The following is a 20,855-nucleotide window of genomic DNA, read 5'->3' as shown; positions in this document are numbered from 1 at the left end:
CCCCGCCCCGCTGCTACTTCACCCGTGTCTCGCACACCATCCGCCGCCGGTGGTCCACCGTGCGCTCGGGCCCGGTCAACGTCAGCGGGACCGTATGCCGTACGCCGGAGTCGGCGCTGGAGGAGGCCAGCCGCAGCTCCAGTGCGCCCGGTTCCACCACCCTCGTGCCATCGGCCCGCAGCGGATACGAGGCGAGGTCGGCGTGGAAGGTGAAGTGGACCTCGGCCGACTCGCCCGGCCGCAGCGGCACCCGTGCGTAGCCGATCAGCCGGGACACCGGCCGGGCGATCCGGGCCACCGGGTCGTGGAGATAGAGCTGCACGACCTCCGTCCCGGCCCGGTCACCCGTGTTGCGCACGGTCAGCCGGACCGAGGTCTCCCCGTCGGTCGGCACCTCGGCCGCGTCGGCCTCCGGGCGCTCCCAGGCGAACGAGGTGTAGGACAGCCCGTGGCCGAACGGGAACAGCGGGGTCGGGTCGATCGAGCTGGAGTCGCCCCGCAGCCCGAGCGGCGGCTGTGCGTACGTCCAGGGCTGGCCGCCGGACGCGTACGGGACGCTCACCGGCAGCCGGCCCGAGGGGTTGACGCGGCCGCTCAGCACCCCGGCCACGGCCGGGCCGCCCTCCTCACCGGGGAAGAACGCCTGCACGGTGGCGGCCAGCAGCCTCGACCAGCGGCCGAGAGCGTACGGCCGCCCGGTGAACAGCACCAGCACCACCGGGGTGCCGGTGGCCACCAGGGTGTCCAGCAACGCCCCCTGGTCGCCGGGGAGTTCGAGGTCGGCGGCGTCGCAGCCCTCGCCCGAGGTGCCCCGGCCGAAGAGGCCCGAGCGGTCGCCCAGCACCGCGACACACACATCCGCGTCCGCCGCGGTCCTGGCCGCCTGCGCCAACCGGCTCTCGGCGGTGAGCGCCGCCGCACCGGCCGAGGTCGCCGCCCCCGGATCCCCGGTGGACCCGTCCGGGCCGGGCGCGGCGCACCCCTCGGCGTGGGTGATCCGCGCACCGGGCAGCTCGGCGCGGAGCGCGGCGAGCAGCGTCGGCACCTCGATGCCCAGGGGCAGTTCGGGGTGTTCCACCCCCACATGGCGGGGGAAGGTGTAGCAGCCGAGCATGGCGGCCGGGTCGTCGGCGAGCGGGCCGACCACCGCGATCCGGGCGTCCGGCGCGAGCGGCAGCACATCGCCGTCGTCGGCGAGCAACACCACCGACTCCTCGGCCAGCTCGCGCGCCACGGCCCGCATCCCGGGCGGATCGAGGTCGAGGCCGACGCGTCCTGCGGATTCCACTGATTCCGCGGCCTCGGCGGGCTCCGCCGGCGCCGACGGCATCGGTGACCAGTCCGCGTCCAGCAGCCCCAGCTCGCACTTCTGCCGCAGCACCCGCAGCGCCGCCCGGTCGACCAGCGCCTCGTCCACCTCCCCGGCCCGCACCGCGTTCCGCAGCGGGGTGCCGAAGCAGCGCACCGCGGGCAGCTCCACATCCACCCCCGCCGCCAGAGCGAGCCCGGCCGCGTCGCCCCGGGTGGCGGCGACCCGGTGGGCCAGCTCCAGGAAGGACACCCCGAAGTAGTCGGCGACGACCGTGCCGGTGAAGCCCCAGGTGTCGCGGAGCAGTTCGGTCAGCAGCCAGGGGTTGGCGGCCGAGGGCACCCCGTCGATGTCGTTGTAGGAGTGCATGACCGACCGCGCGCCCCCGTCCCGCACCGCCAGCTCGAAGGGCGGCAGGATGACGTCGGCGAGTTCGCGCGGGCCGATGGAGACCGGTGCGTGGTTGCGGCCGCCCCGGGAGGCGGAGTAGCCCGCGAAATGCTTGAGGGTGGCGACGATCCCGGCGGACTCCAGGCCGCGGACATACGCGGTGCCGATGGTCGCGACCAGATAGGGGTCCTCGCCGATGGACTCCTCCGTACGGCCCCAGCGCGCGTCCCGCACCACGTCCAGCACCGGGGCCAGCCCCTGGTGAATACCGGCCGATCGCAGCGAACCGCCGATCAGCTCGGCGGCCCGCCCCACCAGCGCCGGGTCGAAGGAGGCGCCCCAGGCGAGCGGGGTGGGGAAGACGGTGGCGCGCCAGGCGAAGAAGCCGGTCAGACACTCCTCATGGGCCAGCGCGGGGATCCCGAAGCGGTTCCCGGCGGCGATCCGGGTCTGGAGGCGGGCCAGCGCGGCGGCACCCTCGGCCGGTTCGACGGGGGTGGTGCCGAAGGGGCGGGTGAGCTGGCCGACGCCATGGGGGAGGAGGCCGTCGAGGTCCACGGCCTCGGACACCTCGTGCTGGAGCGGGGCGACGTCCTCACCCTCCTCGGCCTCGGATCCCGGCCATACGCCGGCGAGTTGGGCGAGCTTCTCCTCCAGCGTCATCGAGGAGAGCAGGGCCGCCGCGCGGTCCTCGGCGGAGAGGGAGGTGTCCTGCCAGGGCTGAGGCATGAAGCTCCTTGTCGAGGTGGGGGAACGGCTTGCCTGCCGCCGGAGGCGGCTTGTGCGCGCGCCGGGGTCGGCCTATTTGCCGCCCATGCCCATCAGTCCGTTGATGAGCTGGCGGCGGGCGAAGAGATAGACGAGGAAGATCGGGAGGATGGAGAGCACCACGGCGGTGAGCAGCGCCGGGGTGTCCACCCGGAACTCGCCCACGTAGTCGTACAGCCCCAGGGTCAGCAGCCGGTTGCTCTTGGACTGGGTGAGCAGCAGCGGGAAGAGGAAGCCGTTCCAGGCGTGCAGGGCCGACATCACCCCGACCGTGGAGATCCCGGACCGCGACAGCGGCACCACGAGCTGGAGCAGCACCCGGGTCGGGCTCGCCCCGTCCAGCGCCATCGACTCGTACAGCTCCTCGTCGATGTCGCGCATCGTGCCGACCAGGATCAGCACGCTGACCGGGAGGGAGAAGGCGGCCGTCGGCAGGATCACCGCGAGCAGGGTGTCGTACAGATGGAGCTTGGTGATGACCAGATAGACCGGGATCACCACCGCCTGGGAGGGGATCGCCAGCCCCAGCAGGAAGATCTGGAAGATCCGGCGGGAGGCGCGGCTCCGGGCGCGCACGATGGTGTAGCCGACGGTCACCGACAGCGTGATCACGATCGCCGCGCATACGGCCGTGACCAGGGCGGTGTTGAGGAGGTAGGTGAGGAAGTCGGAGCGCAGCACCCGCCGGTAGTTGGCGAGCGTGGGATGGTCGGGGAGGGCCAGCGGACCGTCGTCGATATAGCCGTCGCGGGTCTGGAAGGTGGCGGCCACCAGGACGTACAGCGGCAGTCCGACGATGCCGAGCCAGATCAGGGAGCCGAGCCCGGCGGGGTAGTTGGGGGTCCGGGAGCCGCGCCCGAGAAGGCGCGGGCGGCGGGGCAGACCCCGGCGGCGGAAGCGGGGGCCAGGGGCCGCCGGGGTCTTGTTCGGCGTACGGACGCCGTCCGGGGGGTGGTTCGGCGAGCGGTTCGGGGGGCCGGGCAGGACGTCGGTCACATCCCCTCCCGGGTGCTGCGCATCGCGGCGAAGCCGGTGAGCCGCACCAGCAGCAGCGAGACGGTAGTGGCGACGACGACGAGGATGGTGGCGACCGCGCTGGCGTAGCCGAGGTCGAACGCCTGGAAGCCGTTCTTGTACATCAGATACGGCACGATCGTGGTGTCCGTGCCCGGCCCGCCCTTGGTGAGGATCAGGACGGTGTCGAAGAAGGTCAGCGCGCCCACCACCATGATCACCGAGGAGGTGACGATGGTGTTGCGCAGTTGGGGCAGGGTGATCGAGAAGAACTGCCGTACGGTGCCGGCGCCGTCGATCGCCGCCGCGTCGTAGAGCGAGCGTGGGATGGCCCGGGCGCCGCCCTGGTAGATCAGTGTGTGCAGCGGGATGAACTGCCAGGCGGTGACGAAGAGGATCGCCCCGAAGGCGCCCTTGGAGCTGCCGAGCAGATCGCCGTCCGCGAAGCCCAGGGCGGGCCCGATGTCGGCGATCAGGCCGAAGTTGGGGTCCAGCAGCGACTTCCAGACCAGCGCGAGCGCGACGGAGGAGCCCAGCAGCGGCAGGAAGAAGATCGCCGACAGCACGGCCCGGTTGCGCTGCCGCCCGGCCGCCCATACGCCCAGCAGCAGGGCGAGCGGGGTCTGGAAGAACCAGGTCAACACGGTCAGCACCAGGCTGAGCCAGATGGCCTGATGGGTTTCCGGGTCGTCCCGCAGCCGGGACCAATTGCTCATCCCGGTCCAGCTCGGGGTGCCGATGCCGTCCCAGTCGGTGAAGGCGAGGGCGCCGACCAGGATCATCGGCGCCACCGCGAAGAAGACGAAGAACAGCGCCCCGGGCAGCGCCCAGACGACGCCGGGCCGGCCGACCCCCGGCCGGCCGACGCTCCGGCGCCGCTCGCGCGTCGCGGCGTCCGCCATCACATGCCCTTCAGGGCGTCGACGAACCCGGCCGGGCTGAGCTGCCCGTTGAACAGCTTCTGCACGGCGGTGTGCAGCGGCGGGGTGTACTTGGCGGGGAGCGCCTGGTCCCAGGAGAGCGTGAAGTCGGGGGCCTGCTTGACCATGTCGTACTGGAACCGCGCGTAGTCGGGGTTCTCGTGCTTCCCGAGCAGGGAGGTGGCGTCGGACGTGGCGGGCACGTCCCCGTTGGCGATGAGGTCGCCGGAGTACTCCTGCTGGGCCGCGAACTTCACGAATGCGAGCGCGGCCTTCTGCTTGTCGCCCTTGACCTTGGCGTTGATCGACCAGTAGTTGGTCGGATTGCCGACGACGCTCTTGGGGTCACCGCTGCCGCCGGGGACCGCCGGGAAGGTGGTCCAGCCCAGCCCCGACTTGGCGAACGCCGGCTGGTTGGCCTTCTGGTTGGCGTACTCCCAACTGCCCATCAGATGCATGGCCGCCTTGCCCTTGGCGAAGAGCGTGGAGGCCCCGTCGGCGGTGTAGTTGACCGACTTGTAGTTCTTGCCGAACGCGCCCCGGTCCACCAGGTCCTTGATCGTCTGCGCGGCCTTGAGCACCGCCGGGTCGTCCCACGCCGCCATGGACTGGCTCTGGATCTTCTGGAAGACCCCGGCCCCGCCGTAGCGGTCCACCAGGTACTCCACCCACATCAGCTCGGTCCAGGGATCGGTGCCGGCCAGTGCGAACGGGGTGACGCCCTTGCCCTTGAAGGTGTCGATGAGCTTCAGCAGATCGCCCCAGGACTTCGGGGGCTTCGCCCCGGCGTCCTCGAAGACGTCCTTGTTGTAGAAGAGGATCACCGGCTGCATCCCGCGCATGGGGATGCCGTAGTGCTTCCCGTCGACCGCGCCCGCGTCGAGGATCGTGGGGATGAACGCCTTCTTCAGCTCCGGGTCCTTGGCCATGGCCGGGTCGAGGTCGAGCAGCATGTCCTTCTTGACGAAGTCGCTGATGCTGCCGCCGCCCCAGTTGAAGAAGACATCCGGTGCGTTGGGCGTGCCCATGGAGGTGCGCATCTTGTCCGAGTAGCCCTCGCCGGGCACCTGGGTGAGCTTCGCCTTGATGTCGGAGGTCTTGTTGAACCGCTTGATGACCTCGCGCTGCACCTTGGTCGAGGCGTCCTGGTAGACCCAGACGTCGAAGGAGCCGTCATCCGAACCCCCGGGCCCGCCGCTCCCGCAGCCGGCGAGCGCCGTCCCGGCCAGCAGCAGGGCTGCGGCGAGGGTGGACGCGCGGAGGGTGGACGCACGAAGGGTGGACCTTGACCTTGACCGAGGTATGCGCATCGTGTGCCTTCCGGAAGTAGCCCGATAATTCTCGGAAGCGGTTGCGTGGAAGGTATGGGGGTGCTGATGCGGTGTCAAGGGTTCTGGCCGCGGGCGGGTTTGTTCCCCGCCCCGCCCCTCCTCGAAGAGGGGGCAAGCCCCCTCGTCCCGGCCAGCAGCACGGCCACGCCCGCCCGGCCGGTGGCTGAACTCCCGAACGCCCTTCGGGCGTGTCGTGAATCGCCGGACGGGCTGGATTTTCCAGCCCGTCAGGGGGCACCTCCCAGCGGTAGCTGGGGGAGCTTGAGGACCGGGGTCCGGGGCGGAGCCCCGGCGGGGTCCGGGGGCGCAGTCCCCGGTTCGGGAAGGGGCGGGGTGGGGAATCAGCCCGCGGCGGCGGGCGGGGCCGTGCTGGAGCGGACAACCAACTGCGTAGCCAACTCCACCCTCGGCGACTCGATCTCCTCCCCCGCGCCTGCCGCAACACCGTGCGCGCAGCCAACTTCCCCATATCCGCCAGTGGTTGACGTACCGTCGTCAACGGCGGCGCCGACCACCGCACCTCGGGCAAGTCGTCGAAGCCGACAATGCTCACATCCTCCGGAACCCGCAGCCCCCGGCGCCGCAGAGCCTCGATCGCGCCCAGAGCCATCTGGTCGCTGGAGGCGAACACGGCGGTCGGCGGGGCGCCGGCGTCCATGAGCTGATCGCAACCGTGGAAACCGGACTCGTGGTAGAAGTCGCCCTGCACCACCAGCGCCGGATCGAACGGCACGCCCGCCGCCTCCAGCGCCGCGCGGTGGCCGTCCAGCCGGGCACGGCTGCACAGCAGCCGCGGCGGACCGGCGATCAGGCCGATCCGGCGGTGGCCGAGGCTCAGCAGATGTTCGGTGGCGGCCATGCCGCCCGCCCAGTTGGTCGCCCCCACGGTGGGCGCGTCCAGCGCCGGGGAGCCGGCCGGGTCGACGACCACGATCGGCACGTTCAGCCGCCGCAGCTCCTCGTGGACCACCGGCTCCAGCACGGACGTCACCAGGATCACCCCGTCCGATGCGCGGGCCCGCAGGTTCTTCAGCCACTGCCGGGCCGAGCCCGCGCGACCGTGGATCGCCGAGACCACCGTGCCCACGCCGTCCTGGTGGGCGACCTCCTCCACGCCGCGGATGATCTCCACCGCCCAGGGGCTGTCCAGGTCGTTGAAGACCAGGTCCATCAGGGCGGCGCGGTCGCCGGGCACGCGCTGGCGGCGGCGGTAGCCGTGGACCCGCAACAGGTCCTCGACCCGGGCCCGGGTCTCGGGCGAGACATCCGAACGGCCGTTGACCACCCGGGAGACCGTGGGCACCGACACCCCGGCCTCCTGCGCGATGGCCGTGATCGTCACCTTGGGCCGGGCGCCGCCCTCGGTGCCCCTGCTCTCCGTAGCCATTCCGCCTCCTCGCTTGACGGGAGCCACCCCCGCCTCTCACTTTCCGGGGCGCACCCTCGGAACCTTGCAGAAGTCTTCCGGAAAACCGGATCGGACGTGAAGAGACGAGAGAGGGACGTCCCCATAAGCTCCTGAGCTTACGCAGCGCCGTGGGGCCGGCCTCCGCCGCCGTCACGCCACCGCGCCGGACGGCTTCACGCTTGGCCGTTGGCGCCGCTCGGCTGGCTGGGCGCCGTCGTCTGCTCGGCCGGTGGCCCCGTACGACCGGCTGAGCCCCCCGCACACGTGGCCGGAGACCCCGCTCCAGCGTGTAGCCACCTCGCCGCCCAAACTTTCCTCTCCCCGGGTGTAAGAAAGCGCGGCCCTCGACCACTGCATGGTGAGAGAGCCGAGATGAGGAGACGGCGTGACCGACGCCCAACGCTTTCGGGACCTTTACGAGGAGTGCCACCCCCGTGTGCTGGCCTACGCGGCCAGCCTGGTGGGTCGGCAGGTCGGTGAGGACATCACCAGCGAGACCTTCACGGTCGCCTGGCGGCGGATGCGGGACATCCCCACGCCGCCGTTGCCGTGGCTGCTCGGCGTGGCCCGCAATCTGACCCGCGAGCTGCGGCGCCGCGACGGCAGGCAGTACGACCTGGCCGCCCAGGAGGCCCAGCGCATCATCACCTCCGGCGCCCAGGTCGAGGACGTGGCCGCGGGGGTGACCGAGCGCGCGGTGGCGCTGCAGGCGCTGGCGGGGCTGTCCGCAGCCGACCGCGAGCTGTTGACGCTGGTCGCCTGGCACGGGCTCGGCCCGAGACAGGCCGCGCGCGTCCTCGGCTGTTCCAGCGCCACGTTCGCGGTGCGGCTGCACCGGGCCAGACGGCGGCTGGAGCGGGCCGTGGACGCGCTCGGACCCTCCCCTGAACCCGATCCCGGCCCCGGCCCCGGCCCCGACCCGGTCCCCGTCCCCGACCTTGACCCTCGCCCTCGCGCCCCGCGCGCGAACGTGACAGTGAAGGAGACCTGAGATGGCACGCAAGCGGCACGATGTGATGAAGACCCTGGCGGACGCGCGGCCCCCGGAGCTCGATCCGAGCCACCTGGCCGGTTCCGCCCGCTCCCGCCGTGACCTGGAGACCATCCTGGCCGGCCGGGCCGAGGCGCCGGAACTCCGCCGGTCCCCGCGGATGTTCACCTGGCGCTGGGCGCTGCCCGTCGCGGCGACGGCGGCCGCCGCCGGGGTGCTCGTCGCCACCCTGCCCCGGGGCGGCTCGGACGCCGAGGGCTCCCGGACGTCCGCCGGCCCCGGCCCCACGGCGGACGGCGCCCGGCACATCCCCGCCGACGGCCGTCTGGCGCTGCAACATGTCGCCGACCGGCTGGACGGGACGGCGGCGGACGAGGGCACCTACTGGCAGGTGACCACGCGGTCGGGCTGGATCGGCGTCGTCGACGCGTCCGGGGAGACCTTCGCGGTGTCCTCCTCCGAGAAGCAGCAGCGGTCCTTCGGGGTACGGCCCGGCACGGAAAGCCTCAACGTCATGGGGCTCGACGCCACCACCAAGCCCCGCGGCGAGCGCGATGCGGCGCGCTGGCGGGCCGCCGGCTCGCCGAAGGACCTGACGCTGGCCGACACCGGACGGGGCGGCGGCAGGCTCGGTCTGCGGATCGAGACCGGGGCCGGGAAGCGGCCGATGGTGGACCGCATCAACTCGGGCGATCGGATCGCCGCCCTCGGCGCGCGCAATGTGACGTACGAGGACCTACGGAAACTCCCGGGCGACAGCGCGAAGCTGAAGGAGGTGCTGGCGGACCTGTACCGGGAGGACGGCGGGAGGGAGGTCCGCGGCCGCACCGAGTGGATGTGGCGGCAGGCGGCCGGGCTGATCGGCCTGCCGGTGAAGGCCGAGGTACGGGCCGCCGCGTACCGCGTCATCGCGGGGCTGCCGGGCATCCGCGCGCTCGGCGAGGTGACCGATCCGCTGGGCCGCGAAGGGGTCGGCTTCGCCCTGCCCGCGTCCGACCGGCCCGGCTACGGGACCGGACGGTCCGAGCTGATCGTGGACCCGTCGACCGGAGCCCTGCTGTCCGAGCAGGAGGTGCTGACCGAGCCGGACGCGAAGGCCGCCGAGGCGGGACTCACCTCGGGCACGGTGGTCAACTACTCCGCCACCGTCAGGTCGGAGTGGACCGACCGGCAGCTGAAGGCCCCGGAAGCCCCGGAAACTTCGGAATGACCGGCCGGGGCGGGCTGTAAGAACGGCCGGGCGGCGGCCATTTCCTTCTGAGAGCCCCACCCGAGCAGAAGGAAGGTCATGGACAGAACCACAGGACGGCCCGGAACCCGCGGGATCTGGCTGCGCAACGCCGTCACGGTGTGCGCGGTCGCACTCGGCACCCTCGGTACCTTCGGCGCCCTCGCCGCCCCGGCGAACGCCGCCCCTGCGAACACCGAGAACGCCGCGAACGCCGCGACCGGCGGCACGTCCGGCCCGGCGGCCCGCGCCGCCACCCCGTGGACGCTGCGGACGCCGCTGAGCGAGACCGTCTCCACGGAGTTCTGGGACGTCGCCGCGACCGGCGCCAAGGACGCCTGGGCGGTGGGCCGCAAGACCGACGGCGCCGACGGGCCCACCCCCGCGATCAAGCACTGGAACGGCACCACCTGGACGGACGTGCCCGACGCCGGGACCGGAGACAAGCCCGGGCAGCTCGAGAAGGTCAGCGCCGCCGCACCCGACGACGTCTGGGCGGCCGGCGTCCAGTCCGGCGAGACCACCTCATCGGTCGTGGTGCGGCACTGGGACGGCGCGAAGTGGGCCGACACCGCCCACGCCACGCCCCAGGAGGGGTGGATGAGCTTCGTCGGCGACATCGCCGCGTTCGGCGAGAAGTCGGCCTGGCTGACGAGCTTCGACTGGGACCGGGACAGCGGCGCTTCCACGTCCCGCCTGGAGCGCTGGACCGGCTCCGGGTGGCAGGAGGTGTCACTTCCCGCCGCCCCCGGCGGCGGTGAGGTGCGGCCGTGGGACATCACCGGCACCCGTCCTGACGATGTGTGGGTCACCGCCGAGGCCGTGACCGGCGATGTGTCCGACCCGCTGCTCTACCACTGGAACGGCCGCGGCTGGACGGTCCGCGAGGTGCCGACCCCGGCCGAGCACCCGACCGGCTGGGTCGCCAACCACGCCGTGGCCACCGGCCGCGGTTCGGTCTACGTGGTCGGCAAGACCAACGACGCGGAGGTGCCCGAGGCCACCATGGCCACCCAGTGGACCGGGAGCCGCTGGCAGTCGCTGCCCGCGCTGCCCGTCGACGAGGCCAACGCCGCCGGCGCGGACGGCGCCGGGAAGCTGTGGATCGCCGGCTGGTCCGCCGGCGGCCGCCACTCCGTGCTGTCCCGCTGGACCGGCACAAAATGGGCGACCGAGGAGCTGCCCGCCGACGTCACCGAGCACAGCGAGATGTCCACGGTGTCCGGCATCGCCGCGGTCCCCGGGACGAACGGAGTGTTCGCCGCGGGGACGGCGGGCTGCCAGAGCGACCCGGTGATGTGCGGGGTGGTGGTCTCCCGCGACGTGGGCTGACCCTTCGCGGGGCGTGCGCCGCCGCCTCACGCGACGCGCGCCGCCGCGTCCCCCGTGCGCGTGACATACGCCTGGACGGCGACCGTCTCGTCGTCCAGGCATCGTCCCGTCTCCAGGTCGAAGCGCTGCTTCAGCAGCGGGGAGGCGACGAACGGCCGGCCGCCCGCCGAGCCCAGCAAGCCCCGGGAGAGGACGTACGCCCCGGTGAACGGGTCGCGGTTGGCGATCGCGTACGTGCGTCCCGATCGGTCCAGAAAGATCGCCACCTGGGTGCCGTCCGGCAGTAGGGCGGCCACGCCGCGCCCGGGGGTGAGGTCGGTCAGCTCGCAGACGGCGAACCACCGCTGGTCGACGAGGAGTTCCACGCGGACGGCGGTCCGCTCGGGTGCCATGGTCATCGGCTGGCAGTCCCTTCGAGAGTACGGACGGGGAGGGTGGGGCCGGACAGGATGGTCAGGTCCGGCTTGACCTGGTCGCGTTCGGGCACGAACTTCACCGTCGGGTCCGGCGCGTCGGGCGCGTTGACGAAGGAGACGAAGCGCCGCAGCCGTTCCGGATCGCCCAGGGTCTCGGCCCATTCGTCGCGGTAGCCGGTGACGTGGTCGGCCATCATCGCCTCCAGCTCGGCGCAGAGCCCCAGCGAGTCCTCGACCACCACATCGCGCACATGGTCCAGGCCGCCCTCGATCCGCTCCAGCCAGGCCGAGGTGCGCTCCAGGCGGTCCGCGGTGCGGATGTAGAACATCAGGAAGCGGTCGATGAGCCGGATCAGCTCCTCGTCGTCCAGGTCCTGGGCGAGCAGATCGGCGTGGCGCGGATCGGCTCCGCCGTTGCCGCCCACGTAGAGGTTCCAGCCGGTGGAGGTGGCGATCACGCCGAAGTCCTTGCCGCGCGCCTCGGCGCATTCGCGGGCACACCCCGAGACGGCCGACTTCAGCTTGTGCGGTGAGCGCAGCCCCCGGTAGCGCAGCTCCAGGTCGATGGCCATCCGGACCGAGTCCTGCACGCCGTAGCGGCACCAGGTCTGTCCCACACACGACTTCACGGTGCGCAGCGCCTTGCCGTACGCGTGGCCCGACTCGAATCCGGCGTCCACCAGCCGCGCCCAGATCAGCGGGAGCTGGTCCACCCGGGCGCCGAAGAGGTCGATCCGCTGACCGCCGGTGATCTTCGTATAGAGCCCGAAGTCCCGGGCCACCTCGCCGATCACGATCAGCTTCTCCGGGGTGATCTCCCCGCCGGGGATCCGGGGCACGATCGAATACGACCCGTTGCGCTGCAGATTGGCCAGGAAGTGGTCGTTGGTGTCCTGCAGCGCGGCCTGCTCGCCGTCCAGGACGTAGCCGCTCGCGCCCAGGGTCGGAGCCAGTGAGGCGATGATCGAGCCGACGGCGGGCTTGCACACCTCACAGCCGTCGCCCTGCCGGGCCTCGGCCCGGCCGTGGCTGTCCAGGAGCTGGGCGTAGGTGGTGATGCGCAGGGTGCGGACGATCTCGTACAGCTCGGCGCGGGTGTACGCGAAGCAGCCGCACAGCCCCTTGTCGACGCTGACACCGCTCGCCTCCAGCTCGTCGTTGACGAGCGAGGTGAGCGCCTTGACGCAACTTCCGCAGCCGGTACCCGCCTTGGTGCACTTCTTCACCTCCGGGACGGTGGTGCAGTGGTGGTCGGTGACGGCCGAGCGGATCGCGCCCTTGGTGACGTTGTGGCAGTTGCAGACGACCGCCTCGTCCGGCAACGCCGACGGCCCGAGGGCGGCGGGCGCGCCAAGCCCCGCCGGGAGCACGAGCTGTTCGGGGGCGACGGGCGGCACCGAGCCGGTGAGCGGGCGCAGCATGCCGTACGCGTCGGCGTCGCCGACCAGCACCCCACCGAGGAGGGCGCCGTCGGCGCCGACCACGAGCTTCTTGTAGACGCCCGTGCGGGAGTCGGAGTAGACGACGTCAAGGCAGCCGTCGGCGGTGCCGTGGGCATCGCCGAAGCTGGCGACGTCGACGCCGAGGAGCTTGAGCTTGGTGGAGGTGTCGGCACCGCTGAAGCGCTTGGTGGCTTGGGCGGTGGCTTGGGTGGTGGCTTGCGCGGCGATGGTGCCGGCCGCGACCTCGGCCATCTCATAGCCGGGCGCGACCAGCCCGTACACCCGGCCGTCGGCGGCCAGCGCACATTCGCCGATCGCGTACACCGCCGGATCGCTGGTGCGGCACCGCTCGTCCACCACGATCCCGCCGCGCTCGCCGACCTCCAGACCGCAGTCGCGGGCCAGCTGATCGCGGGGACGTACGCCCGCCGAGAAGATGACGAGGTCGGTGTCGATGGACGAACCGTCGGACAGCGCCATGGAGGTGACCGCGCCGTTGTCGTCCGCCGCGATCTCCTTGCCGCCGACGCCGGTGTGCACGATCAGGCCCATGTCCTCGACGGTGCGGCGCAGCGCCGCGCCACCGCCCTCGTCCACCTGGATGGCCATCAGCCGCGGGTTGAACTCCACGATGTGCGTGGCCAGCCCGAGCCCCTTCAGCGCCCCCGCCGCCTCCAGGCCCAGCAGCCCCCCGCCCACGACGACGCCGGTGGTGCGGTGCTCGGCGTACTCCTCGATCGCGAGCAGATCCTCGACGGTGCGGTAGACGAAGCAGCCGTCGCTGTCCTTGCCGGGCACGGGCGGGACGAACGGATACGAGCCGGTGGCCAGCACGAGCGTGTCGTACGCCACGGTCAGCCCGGAGCGGGCGGTCACGGTGCGGGCGGCGCGGTCGATGGACTCAGCCGGATCGCCGAGATGCAGCTCGATGCCGTGCCGGGCCATGAAACCGTCCTCGACGAGGGAGAGTTCGTCGGGGGTGCGGCCGGAGAAGTACGAGGTCAACTGGACGCGGTCGTAGGCGGGCCGGGGCTCCTCGCAGAACACGACGATGCGGGCGGGCGTCTCGGTGACGTTCCGTTCGACGAGCGCTTCGAGGAACCGCTGGCCGACCATGCCGTGGCCGACCAGCACGATGGTGGGGGCGGCGGCGGGCTCGGTCTTCGGCGCGCTCGCCATCGTCGTCGTCATCGGTGCGCTCGTGGTGATCGGTGCGCTCATCGTCAGGAGCCTCCATCGTTGGTCAGCAGGTGGAGCAGGGGGGTGGCCGGGAGCGGCTCGTCGCCCTCCCAGGCACGGGCGAGCGCGCCGACGGTGCCGAGATCGCCGAGAAGGATGCCGCCGAGGAGACGGTCGCCGCGGACCACGACTTTGCGGTACGTGTCGCGGGTGGCGTCGGTGAGGTGGATGACGTCGTCGCCGGGGGCGGGGGTGGGGTTGCCGAAGGCAGCGAGGTCGAGGGGGCCGGACGTTGAGGTGAGCGTCAGGCGGGTGAGGGCACGGGTGCCCCTGTAGCGGGCCGAGGTTTCGCTGCCGGGTGCGGCCCGGTGGCCGGGTTGTGCCCACCCGTCCCTCCCCCAGCTACCGCTGGGAGGTGCCCCCTCCGCGGGACGACTGCCCACAACCCGGCCTGTCCTGGGGGAGAGTAGGCGCGCCAGGACGTCCGCCTGTTCCTGCGCCGCGCCCGCCAAGCCGTACACGACGCCGTCGTGCTCCGCGCAGTCGCCGATCGCGAAGACTCGCGGGTCGCTCGTCCGCAGCTCGTCGTCGACGACGATGCCGCGTGCCACCTCCAGCCCCGCCGCCCGCGCCAGCCCGACCCGTGGCCGGACTCCGCACGCGAGCACGACCAGATCGGCCGCCAGGGCGTATCCGTCGGCCAGTTCGACGGCGCGGACTGCCCGCGCTGCCCGCCCGTCGGTGCGCAGGCCCCGGGCCCGGCACTCGGTGTGGACCTCCACGCCCAGCGCCGTCATATGCCGTCGCAGCAGCCGTGACGCGCCCGGGTCCAGCTGGCGTTCCATCAGGTGTTCGCCCTGGTGGGCCAGGACCACCTGGGCACCGCGCTGGGCCAGCGCGCGGGCGGCGGAGACGCCGAGGAGTCCGCCGCCGATGACGACGGCCCGCGTCCCGGGCCGTACGGCCGCGCCGAGGGCCAGGCAGTCGTCCATGGTGCGGAAGGCGTGGACGCCGTCCGGGAGGGCGTGGAGGTCGTCGCGGCCGTCCGGCCCGAACAGGCCGCGCAGCGGCGGCAGCACCGGGTTGGAGCCGGTGGCCAGCACCAGCGCGTCGTACGGCACGCGGCGGCCGTCGTCGCACAGCACCTCCGCCGTGGGGCGGTCGACGCGGACCACCCGCACCCCGCTGAGCCGCCGCACCCCGGCCCCGGCGGCGGGGACGGGGAGGGCGATGACCTCCGGGGCGTACCGCCCGGCGAGGACCTCGGCGAGCAGCACCCGGTTGTACGCGGGGTGCGGCTCCTCGCCGATGACCGTGACGTTGAGGGAGCCCTCGCCCCCAGCCGCGACGAGCTGCTGCGCCAGCCTCGTGCCCGCCATCCCGCCGCCGACGATCACCACCCGCCGCCGCTGCGGGCTCCGCTCCCTGTTCGACTCCATGCCAGGAAGCGTGCGGGCTGCCTGTTACCCGGCCGCATCCCCGCCGTTTCCCGGAGGCAACGCTGCCCTCAGCGCACCGGCTCAGGCGCTGTGAGCCGCCCCGAGCCGGATGGGGAGCCGCTGTGGGCTGTTGCCGACGAAGCTGGGGTGCGGGACCAGCTCCTCGTCCGGGACGGCCAGATCGAGGTCGGGGAAGCGGGTGAAGAGCGCCTCGAGGGCGATCACGGCCTCCATCCGGGCCAGCGGGGCGCCCAGGCAGAAGTGGGCGCCGTGGCCGAAGGACAGATGGCGGGCGCCCCGGGTGACGTCGAAGCGGCCCGCGTCCGGGCCGTACGCCCGCTCGTCGCGCCCGGCGGCGGTGTACGAGACGAGCACGGGCGCGCCCTTGGGGATGACCGCGTCCCCGACCGGGAGGTCCCTGGTGGGGTAGCGGAACGGGAAGTAGCTCACCGGGCCGTCGTACCGCAGCGTCTCCTCGACCACATCGCCCCAGGTCGCGGCACCGTTGCGAACAAGATCCAACTGGTCGCGGTGGTTGCACAGCGCCCGTACCGCGTTGGTGATCAGGTTGAGCGTGGTCTCGTGGCCGGCGATGATCGTCAGCATCAGCGTGCCGATCAGCTCCTCCTCGGCGAGCCGGTCCCCGTCCTCCTCCCGGGCCGCGATCAGCGCGCTGGTCAGATCGTCGCCGGGGTCCTTCGCCCGGGCCGCCGCCACCTGGCCGAGGATCGCGACCATCTCGCGGTTGGCGTCCGGGACCCGCTCCGGGGCGGTGTGGGTGGAGACGATCTCGTTGGACAGCTCGTGCAGCCGGTCCTGGTACTGGTCGTCGACGCCCAGGAGCCGGCAGATCACGCTCATCGGCAGCGGCAGCGCGAAGTGGCGGCGCAGGTCGGCCACCCCGTCCGGATCCGCGGCGGCGGCCCCGGCCAGCCGGTCCAGCAGCGTGCCGGTCAGCTCATGGACCACCGGGTGCAGCGCCTCCACCCGGCGCGGGGTGAACGCCCGGGTCACCAGGGACCGCAGCCGCTTGTGGTCCTCGCCGTCCGCGGTGATCATGCCCCGGACGGTGGCGAAGGTCCGCATCGGCCAGCCGGGCGGGAGCTCGTCCCGCTGCAGGGCGGCGAAGTGGCAGGCGTTCTTGGCCACGTCGGGATGGGTGACGAAGTCCTTCAGCTCCTCGTGCCGGGTGATGGCGTACCCCGGTACGTCACCGGGCAGCAGGACCGGGACCGCGGCCCCGCGGGCGCGCAGCTCGTCGTTGACCGCGTGCTGGCGTGCCCCGGTGGGGTCCAGACGGTGCGGTGCGAGGTCGGCGTGCGACACGGGGCATCGGCCATCGGTCATCTGCGGTCTCCTGCGGGGGAGTCGGGGGCCGGGGAGGCGGGGGTCGGAGCCGGGGAGTGCGAGGTCGAAGGAGTCGTGGCGTCGGCGGCGAGTTGCGGCGCCGAGAACCGCACCGGCAGCTTGGCCAGCCCCTTGGACCACGGCGAGGTGATCCACGGAAGCTGCTCCTCCGGCACCGCGATCTCCATATCGGGCAGCCGGTGGCGCAGGGTGTCCACGGCGGTACGGGTGATCAGCCGGGCCGGGTCCCGGGCCGGGCAGGTGTGCGGGCCCGCGCCGAAGGCGAGGTAGGAGCGGTTGCCGACCACCGGCCGCCCGTCCTCGGGCAGCACCTCCGGATCGGCGTTGGCGCCTGCGAGGCCCAGGATGAGCATGTCCCCGGCGCGGATGTCCTGGCCGCCGAAGCGCAGATCGCGGGTGGCGTAGCGGCCGGGGAAGTTCTGGGTGGGCGGCTGGCGCCACAGCACCAGGTCCAGGGCGTCGTCCACGGTGAGATGGCCGTGGGTCAGCGAGGAGCGGAACGCGGGGTCGGTGAGCAGGATCTGGATCGTGGAGGCGATCCAGTTCACCGTGGTGTTGTTCCCCGCGACGATGATCACCACGAGGTTGTGCAGCACCTCCTCGTCGCTGAGCCCGACGGGGTGCTCCAGCAGCCAGGACGTCAGATCCGCGCCCGGCCGCCGCTTCTTCCCGGCGATCAGCTCCAGCAGGATCTGGCCCATCCGCTTGTTGGCGCCGGTGGCGGCCACGGTCGGGGCGACGATCGTGGTGAGCGTCTCGACCAGCCGCGCCCCGTTCTCCTCGTCGAGCCCCAGCAGTTCGGTGACGACCTGCAGCGGCAGGAGACGCGCGTAGCTCTCCACCAGATCCGCCGCGTGCCGGTCGGCGAACCCGGCGACCAGCCGCTCCGCGGTGGCCCGCACCGTACGGATCAGCTCATGGCCGTTGACCCGCCCCAGCGCGTCGGCCACCGCCGAGCGCATCCGGCGGTGCGCCGCGCCGTCGGCGAACAGCAGCGCCGGGCGCCAGCCCACCAGCGGCATCAGCGGGGAGTCGGCGGCCACCCGGCCCTCGCGCAGCGGGCTCCAGCGGCGCGGGTCATGGGAGAAGTACTGCTCGTCGCGGGTGAGATGGAGCAGCTCGCGGTGGCCGATGACCAGCCATGCCTCGACCCGGGGCGCGATCTCCACCGGGACCACCGGACCGTGGTCGCGCCGCATCCGCTCGTACAGGTCGGTCAGCGGACCGTCGAGCGCGGCTCCGTACAGCGGCACCCGGGCGGGGGCCGGGGCGGTCATGACGCCTCCGTGAGTGTCTCGATCAGATGCGAGACGAGCGAGATCAGCGCCTTGACCGAGGACTGGTGCTCCCGGGCGTCACAGATCACCAGCGGGGTGTGCGGGAGCAGATCGAGCGCGGAGCGCAGATCGTCCTCGCTGTGCGGCTTGCTGTCCGGAAAGGCGTTGACCGCGACGGAGAACGGCACATCCAGGTCCTCCAGATGCCCGATGGCGTCGAAGGACGCCTCCAGATCGCGGGTGTCGACCAGCGCGAGCGCGCCCAGCGCGCCGCGCGCCAGGTCCTTCCAGGCGGGGAGGAACCGCTGCTGGCCGGGGGTGCCGAAGAGATACAGCACCAGCTCGCCGCCGAGGGTGATCCGCCCGAAGTCCAGCGCGACGGTGGTCGTGGTCTTCGACGGCCGCACCTTGGTGTCGAGCCGAGCCCCGGCCTGGCTCATCGTCGCCTCGGTGGAGAGCGGCTTGATCTCCGACACCGTGCCGATCAGCGTGGTCTTGCCGACGCCCATCGGGCCGACCACCAGGATCTTGGCGGCCCCGGCCACGCTGGACTGCACGTACATGACGGGGGTGTCGTCCATGTCGTCCATGTCGTCCGTATCGCCCGTCTCGTCCGTATCGCCTGTCTCGTTGGTGTGGTCTGTGCGGGTCGTGCGGTCCGCGTCGCCCTGGCGGGCCGTGGGGTCCGTCTGCGTTGTGCCGTCCGTACCGGCCATCGAGATCTCAGAGCTTGCTCTCAAGCCCATCGAGCACCTTCCTCAGCAAGTCCAAATCGGCACGTTTTCGCTTGACCACCCGGATCGGCGGACGCGCCACGATGTGCCCCCAGTCGATGAGGTCCGCGAGCAGCACCTGCACCACGGCCGGCGGCTGACCGAGATGAGCGGCGACCTCCGCCACCGACAGCAGCCCCTGGCAGTGGTCGGCGATCCGCCGGTACTCGGGCTGCAGATGCGGCGGCAGCGCGCTCCCGGACGCCATGACGAGCGTTTCCAGCGGCAGAGCATCCCGTGAGGAACCGGCGCGCCCCCGTGTGATCACATAGGGGCGCACCGCGGCCGTCGTGCGTTCCTCGCCGGGCGAGCTCATGACGCCGGGCGGCCCATCGGGTCCCGCGGCTGACTGCTCAGATGGGCACCGATCTTCGCGACCAGTAATTGCATCTGCTGGGCCACCAGGCCGACATCCGTCTCGGTGTCGGTGGCCACCCCCAGCGAGGCGCCCTGACCTGCCGAGGTGAACAGCACGAACCCGCTGTCGGATTCGATCATGAGCTGCCGCACCCCCGCCTCGTCGCCGAACAGCAGCGAGACGGTGGACTGGCTGGTCACCGTCAGCGCGGCACAGGCGGCGGCCAGCGACTCGGCCTCGTCCACACCGAGCCGGGACACCTCGCCGGACAGCCCCTCGGCGGAGTCGTGGCCCATGCGCAGACCGTCCTCCGAGACGACGACGGCATGCCGCACCCCGGGGATCCCCGTCAGCGGACGCAGCATCCATCCCACATCGGGCAACTTGGATATGGTTCCGGCCACTACCGGCCTCCTTCTCGGTCTCGGTCTTCTCGGTCCGGACTCTTTTCCTCCGTCAGCGGTACGGCCGCGTCCTCCGCCTCCGCCTCCACCCGCCCGCGGCGGGTGCCGGAGACGACGCTGGTGATGGAGGCGCGGGCGGCCTCCGGCGTCCAGGAGGCGCTGGTGTGCGGGGTGGGCGCGGCGCGGGCGGGGGCGCCGGATGCGGTGGCCATATCGGCCGTGTCGGCCGGGGCGGTCCCGGAGGCCGGGCGGCGGCGGTTGCGGCGCCGGGGCAGCCCGGTGCCGAGCGGCGCGGGGGCCTCGGGGGAGTCGGGGGCGTCGTCCGCGGACAGGCCGTTGAGCGAGCCGCCCCCGGCCGGGTCGGCGGCGGCCGGGCCGAGGCCGGTGCCGCCCGCGTCGTGGCTCACCGTGCCGACGGTCACGGGCTCCACGACCACCGGCCTTTGGTCCGCGGCCCGGACCGCGCTCGTCGGCTCGGTCAGCAGCCGGTGCGGTACGAAGACCACCACCCGCGTCCCGCCGTACGCCGACGCCGTCGACAGCTCCACCCCGAAGCCCAGCTCCCGCGACCAGCGCCCGACACAGGCGAGCCCCAGCCGCGGCACGGCGCCCAGCTGAGCCAGGTCCAGACCGTCCCGCAGCTGTCCCACGGCCTTTTCCAGGACGTCCGGCGGCATGCCGAGCCCGGCGTCGTCGATCTCGATGACCGCGCCCGCCGCGACCTCCCGGACGGCGACCGCGACCTGGGTGCGGGAGGGGGAGAAGACCGTGGCGTTCTCCAGGAGTTCGGCCACCGCGTGCATCAGGCCCTCCACGGCGGGTGCCACCGCGTAGAGGGTCTGCCCGCCGTGGACGTCCACCCGGCCGAACTCCACGATGCGCGACTGCGCGCCCCGCACACAGTCGAAGAGCGACACCGGCCGGGTCTCCCGCCGCGCGGGCCAGATGCCGCACATCACCAGCAGCGTCTGGGCCTTACGGGTCATCTGGGCGGCCGCGTGGTCCGCCTTCATCACCTCGCCCATCAGCCGCGCGTCCTCGACATGCTGCTCGAGACCGTCGAGGACCTGCTGCTGCACCATCGACATGGCGTGCATATTGCGGGCCACGGACTCGAACGACGCCTGCACGGAGTCGCGCAGCCTCCGCTCCCGGCGCGCCGCCTCGTCCAGGTCGCTCTGTACGGCGGCCAGCCGCGCGACCTCTTCGCCGCGCTCGGCCGCCAGCGCACGCTCGCGCGCGGTATTGGCTCGTTCCCGTTCGGAAACGGCTCGTTCTCGCTCGGTCGCGCCACGCGCGTCAGCCAGCGCGCGACGGAGTCTGACCACCCAGGTGAGGCACAGCGACAGCACCAGTACCAGCACCGCGGACGCGGCCACGACGACGGCCTCCGTCCCCGACAGCACCTTTGACACCTCCATCTGGGACACGGCCAGGAAAGGGCAGATACTACTGACCAACTGATCAGTCTGGTCCGGTAGTTGCCAAACTCTCACGAGGGAGACGCC

Annotated in this window: 16 protein-coding genes and 1 pseudogene; 3 read left to right on the top strand and 14 right to left on the bottom strand. The window is 72.4% G+C overall.

Annotated features, from left to right (window positions below; genetic code table 11):
* Positions 1-13: 13 nt before the first annotated feature.
* The 5 genes and pseudogenes from BLV72_RS09725 to BLV72_RS09705 form a co-directional block, all read right to left on the bottom strand.
* Positions 14-2,428 carry a beta-xylosidase/alpha-l-arabinosidase gene (locus BLV72_RS09725; protein WP_093461598.1) on the bottom strand — a complete coding sequence of 805 codons (2,415 nt, stop codon included), beginning with the start codon at positions 2,426-2,428 and terminating at the stop codon, positions 14-16.
* 72 nt (positions 2,429-2,500) lie between these two features.
* On the bottom strand, positions 2,501-3,349 hold the full coding sequence (locus tag BLV72_RS09720; protein WP_093470273.1) for a carbohydrate ABC transporter permease: 849 nt from the start codon (positions 3,347-3,349) through the stop codon (positions 2,501-2,503).
* A 110-nt stretch (positions 3,350-3,459) separates the two neighbouring features.
* Positions 3,460-4,383 (bottom strand): carbohydrate ABC transporter permease, encoded by a 924-nt coding sequence (locus BLV72_RS09715; protein WP_093461597.1) that lies wholly within the window; start codon positions 4,381-4,383, stop codon positions 3,460-3,462.
* Positions 4,383-5,711 carry an extracellular solute-binding protein gene (locus tag BLV72_RS09710; protein ID WP_208905599.1) on the bottom strand — a complete coding sequence of 443 codons (1,329 nt, stop codon included), beginning with the start codon at positions 5,709-5,711 and terminating at the stop codon, positions 4,383-4,385. Before BLV72_RS09710 ends, BLV72_RS09715 begins: the two co-directional genes overlap by 1 nt.
* A 362-nt stretch (positions 5,712-6,073) precedes the next feature.
* Positions 6,074-7,119: pseudogene (locus BLV72_RS09705) on the bottom strand (LacI family DNA-binding transcriptional regulator).
* Between the two features lie 406 nt (positions 7,120-7,525).
* Here BLV72_RS09705 and BLV72_RS09700 point away from each other — a divergent pair.
* The 3 genes from BLV72_RS09700 to BLV72_RS09690 all read left to right on the top strand — a co-directional run bounded on the left by BLV72_RS09700 (position 7,526) and on the right by BLV72_RS09690 (position 10,691).
* Entirely contained in the window at positions 7,526-8,131 is a 606-nt protein-coding gene (locus BLV72_RS09700) for an RNA polymerase sigma factor (protein WP_093461595.1), read from the top strand.
* 1 nt (position 8,132) lies between these two features.
* Positions 8,133-9,341 carry a CU044_5270 family protein gene (locus BLV72_RS09695; protein ID WP_093461594.1) on the top strand — a complete coding sequence of 403 codons (1,209 nt, stop codon included), beginning with the start codon at positions 8,133-8,135 and terminating at the stop codon, positions 9,339-9,341.
* Positions 9,342-9,419: 78 nt separating this feature from the next.
* Complete coding sequence (locus tag BLV72_RS09690; protein WP_093461592.1) at positions 9,420-10,691, top strand: hypothetical protein; 1,272 nt, start codon at positions 9,420-9,422, stop codon at positions 10,689-10,691.
* Between the two features lie 26 nt (positions 10,692-10,717).
* On the opposite strand, the gene nirD is transcribed toward BLV72_RS09690, so the two are convergent.
* The 9 genes from nirD to BLV72_RS09645 form a co-directional block, all read right to left on the bottom strand.
* Positions 10,718-11,089 carry a nitrite reductase small subunit NirD gene (gene nirD, locus BLV72_RS09685; protein WP_093461591.1) on the bottom strand — a complete coding sequence of 124 codons (372 nt, stop codon included), beginning with the start codon at positions 11,087-11,089 and terminating at the stop codon, positions 10,718-10,720.
* Entirely contained in the window at positions 11,086-13,740 is a 2,655-nt protein-coding gene (gene nirB / locus BLV72_RS09680) for a nitrite reductase large subunit NirB (protein WP_093470271.1), read from the bottom strand. Before nirB ends, nirD begins: the two co-directional genes overlap by 4 nt.
* 32 nt (positions 13,741-13,772) lie before the next feature.
* Entirely contained in the window at positions 13,773-15,167 is a 1,395-nt protein-coding gene (locus tag BLV72_RS09675; protein ID WP_093461590.1) for an NAD(P)/FAD-dependent oxidoreductase, read from the bottom strand.
* 81 nt (positions 15,168-15,248) lie between these two features.
* Positions 15,249-16,514 (bottom strand): cytochrome P450 family protein, encoded by a 1,266-nt coding sequence (locus BLV72_RS09670; protein ID WP_093461588.1) that lies wholly within the window; start codon positions 16,512-16,514, stop codon positions 15,249-15,251.
* Entirely contained in the window at positions 16,511-17,812 is a 1,302-nt protein-coding gene (locus BLV72_RS09665; RefSeq protein WP_244320712.1) for a cytochrome P450, read from the bottom strand. Before BLV72_RS09665 ends, BLV72_RS09670 begins: the two co-directional genes overlap by 4 nt.
* The gene (locus tag BLV72_RS09660; protein WP_342030658.1) at positions 17,809-18,552 is read right to left on the bottom strand and encodes a GTP-binding protein; all 744 of its coding nucleotides are present in this window, start codon (positions 18,550-18,552) and stop codon (positions 17,809-17,811) included. Before BLV72_RS09660 ends, BLV72_RS09665 begins: the two co-directional genes overlap by 4 nt.
* Positions 18,536-18,901 carry a DUF742 domain-containing protein gene (locus tag BLV72_RS09655; protein ID WP_059148057.1) on the bottom strand — a complete coding sequence of 122 codons (366 nt, stop codon included), beginning with the start codon at positions 18,899-18,901 and terminating at the stop codon, positions 18,536-18,538. The genes BLV72_RS09660 and BLV72_RS09655 overlap by 17 nt, the downstream gene beginning before the upstream one ends.
* Positions 18,898-19,347, bottom strand: a complete 450-nt coding sequence (locus BLV72_RS09650; protein ID WP_093461587.1) for a roadblock/LC7 domain-containing protein — start codon at positions 19,345-19,347, stop codon at positions 18,898-18,900. Before BLV72_RS09650 ends, BLV72_RS09655 begins: the two co-directional genes overlap by 4 nt.
* Entirely contained in the window at positions 19,347-20,768 is a 1,422-nt protein-coding gene (locus BLV72_RS09645; RefSeq protein ID WP_244320711.1) for an ATP-binding protein, read from the bottom strand. Before BLV72_RS09645 ends, BLV72_RS09650 begins: the two co-directional genes overlap by 1 nt.
* Between the last annotated feature and the right edge of the window lie 87 nt (positions 20,769-20,855).

Source organism: Streptomyces melanosporofaciens, assembly GCF_900105695.1.
Taxonomy (GTDB): Bacteria; Actinomycetota; Actinomycetes; order Streptomycetales; family Streptomycetaceae; genus Streptomyces; species Streptomyces antimycoticus.
The sequence above is the reverse complement of the archived record's forward strand: the minus strand, read 5'-3'. Positions and strand labels throughout refer to the sequence as shown.

Excerpts from the sequence above, each read along its gene's own strand:
- BLV72_RS09715 (WP_093461597.1), bottom strand. The coding sequence starts at position 4,383 with ATGGCGGACGCCGCGACGCGCGAGCGGCGCCGGAGCGTCGGCCGGCCG.
- BLV72_RS09655 (WP_059148057.1), bottom strand. The coding sequence starts at position 18,901 with ATGAGCTCGCCCGGCGAGGAACGCACGACGGCCGCGGTGCGCCCCTAT.
- BLV72_RS09725 (WP_093461598.1), bottom strand. The coding sequence starts at position 2,428 with ATGCCTCAGCCCTGGCAGGACACCTCCCTCTCCGCCGAGGACCGCGCG.
- BLV72_RS09690 (WP_093461592.1), top strand. The coding sequence starts at position 9,420 with ATGGACAGAACCACAGGACGGCCCGGAACCCGCGGGATCTGGCTGCGC.
- BLV72_RS09695 (WP_093461594.1), top strand. The coding sequence starts at position 8,133 with ATGGCACGCAAGCGGCACGATGTGATGAAGACCCTGGCGGACGCGCGG.
- nirD (WP_093461591.1), bottom strand. The coding sequence starts at position 11,089 with ATGACCATGGCACCCGAGCGGACCGCCGTCCGCGTGGAACTCCTCGTC.
- BLV72_RS09710 (WP_208905599.1), bottom strand. The coding sequence starts at position 5,711 with ATGCGCATACCTCGGTCAAGGTCAAGGTCCACCCTTCGTGCGTCCACC.
- nirB (WP_093470271.1), bottom strand. The coding sequence starts at position 13,740 with ATGACGACGACGATGGCGAGCGCGCCGAAGACCGAGCCCGCCGCCGCC.
- BLV72_RS09645 (WP_244320711.1), bottom strand. The coding sequence starts at position 20,768 with ATGGAGGTGTCAAAGGTGCTGTCGGGGACGGAGGCCGTCGTCGTGGCC.
- BLV72_RS09665 (WP_244320712.1), bottom strand. The coding sequence starts at position 17,812 with ATGACCGCCCCGGCCCCCGCCCGGGTGCCGCTGTACGGAGCCGCGCTC.
- BLV72_RS09670 (WP_093461588.1), bottom strand. The coding sequence starts at position 16,514 with ATGACCGATGGCCGATGCCCCGTGTCGCACGCCGACCTCGCACCGCAC.
- BLV72_RS09675 (WP_093461590.1), bottom strand. The coding sequence starts at position 15,167 with ATGGAGTCGAACAGGGAGCGGAGCCCGCAGCGGCGGCGGGTGGTGATC.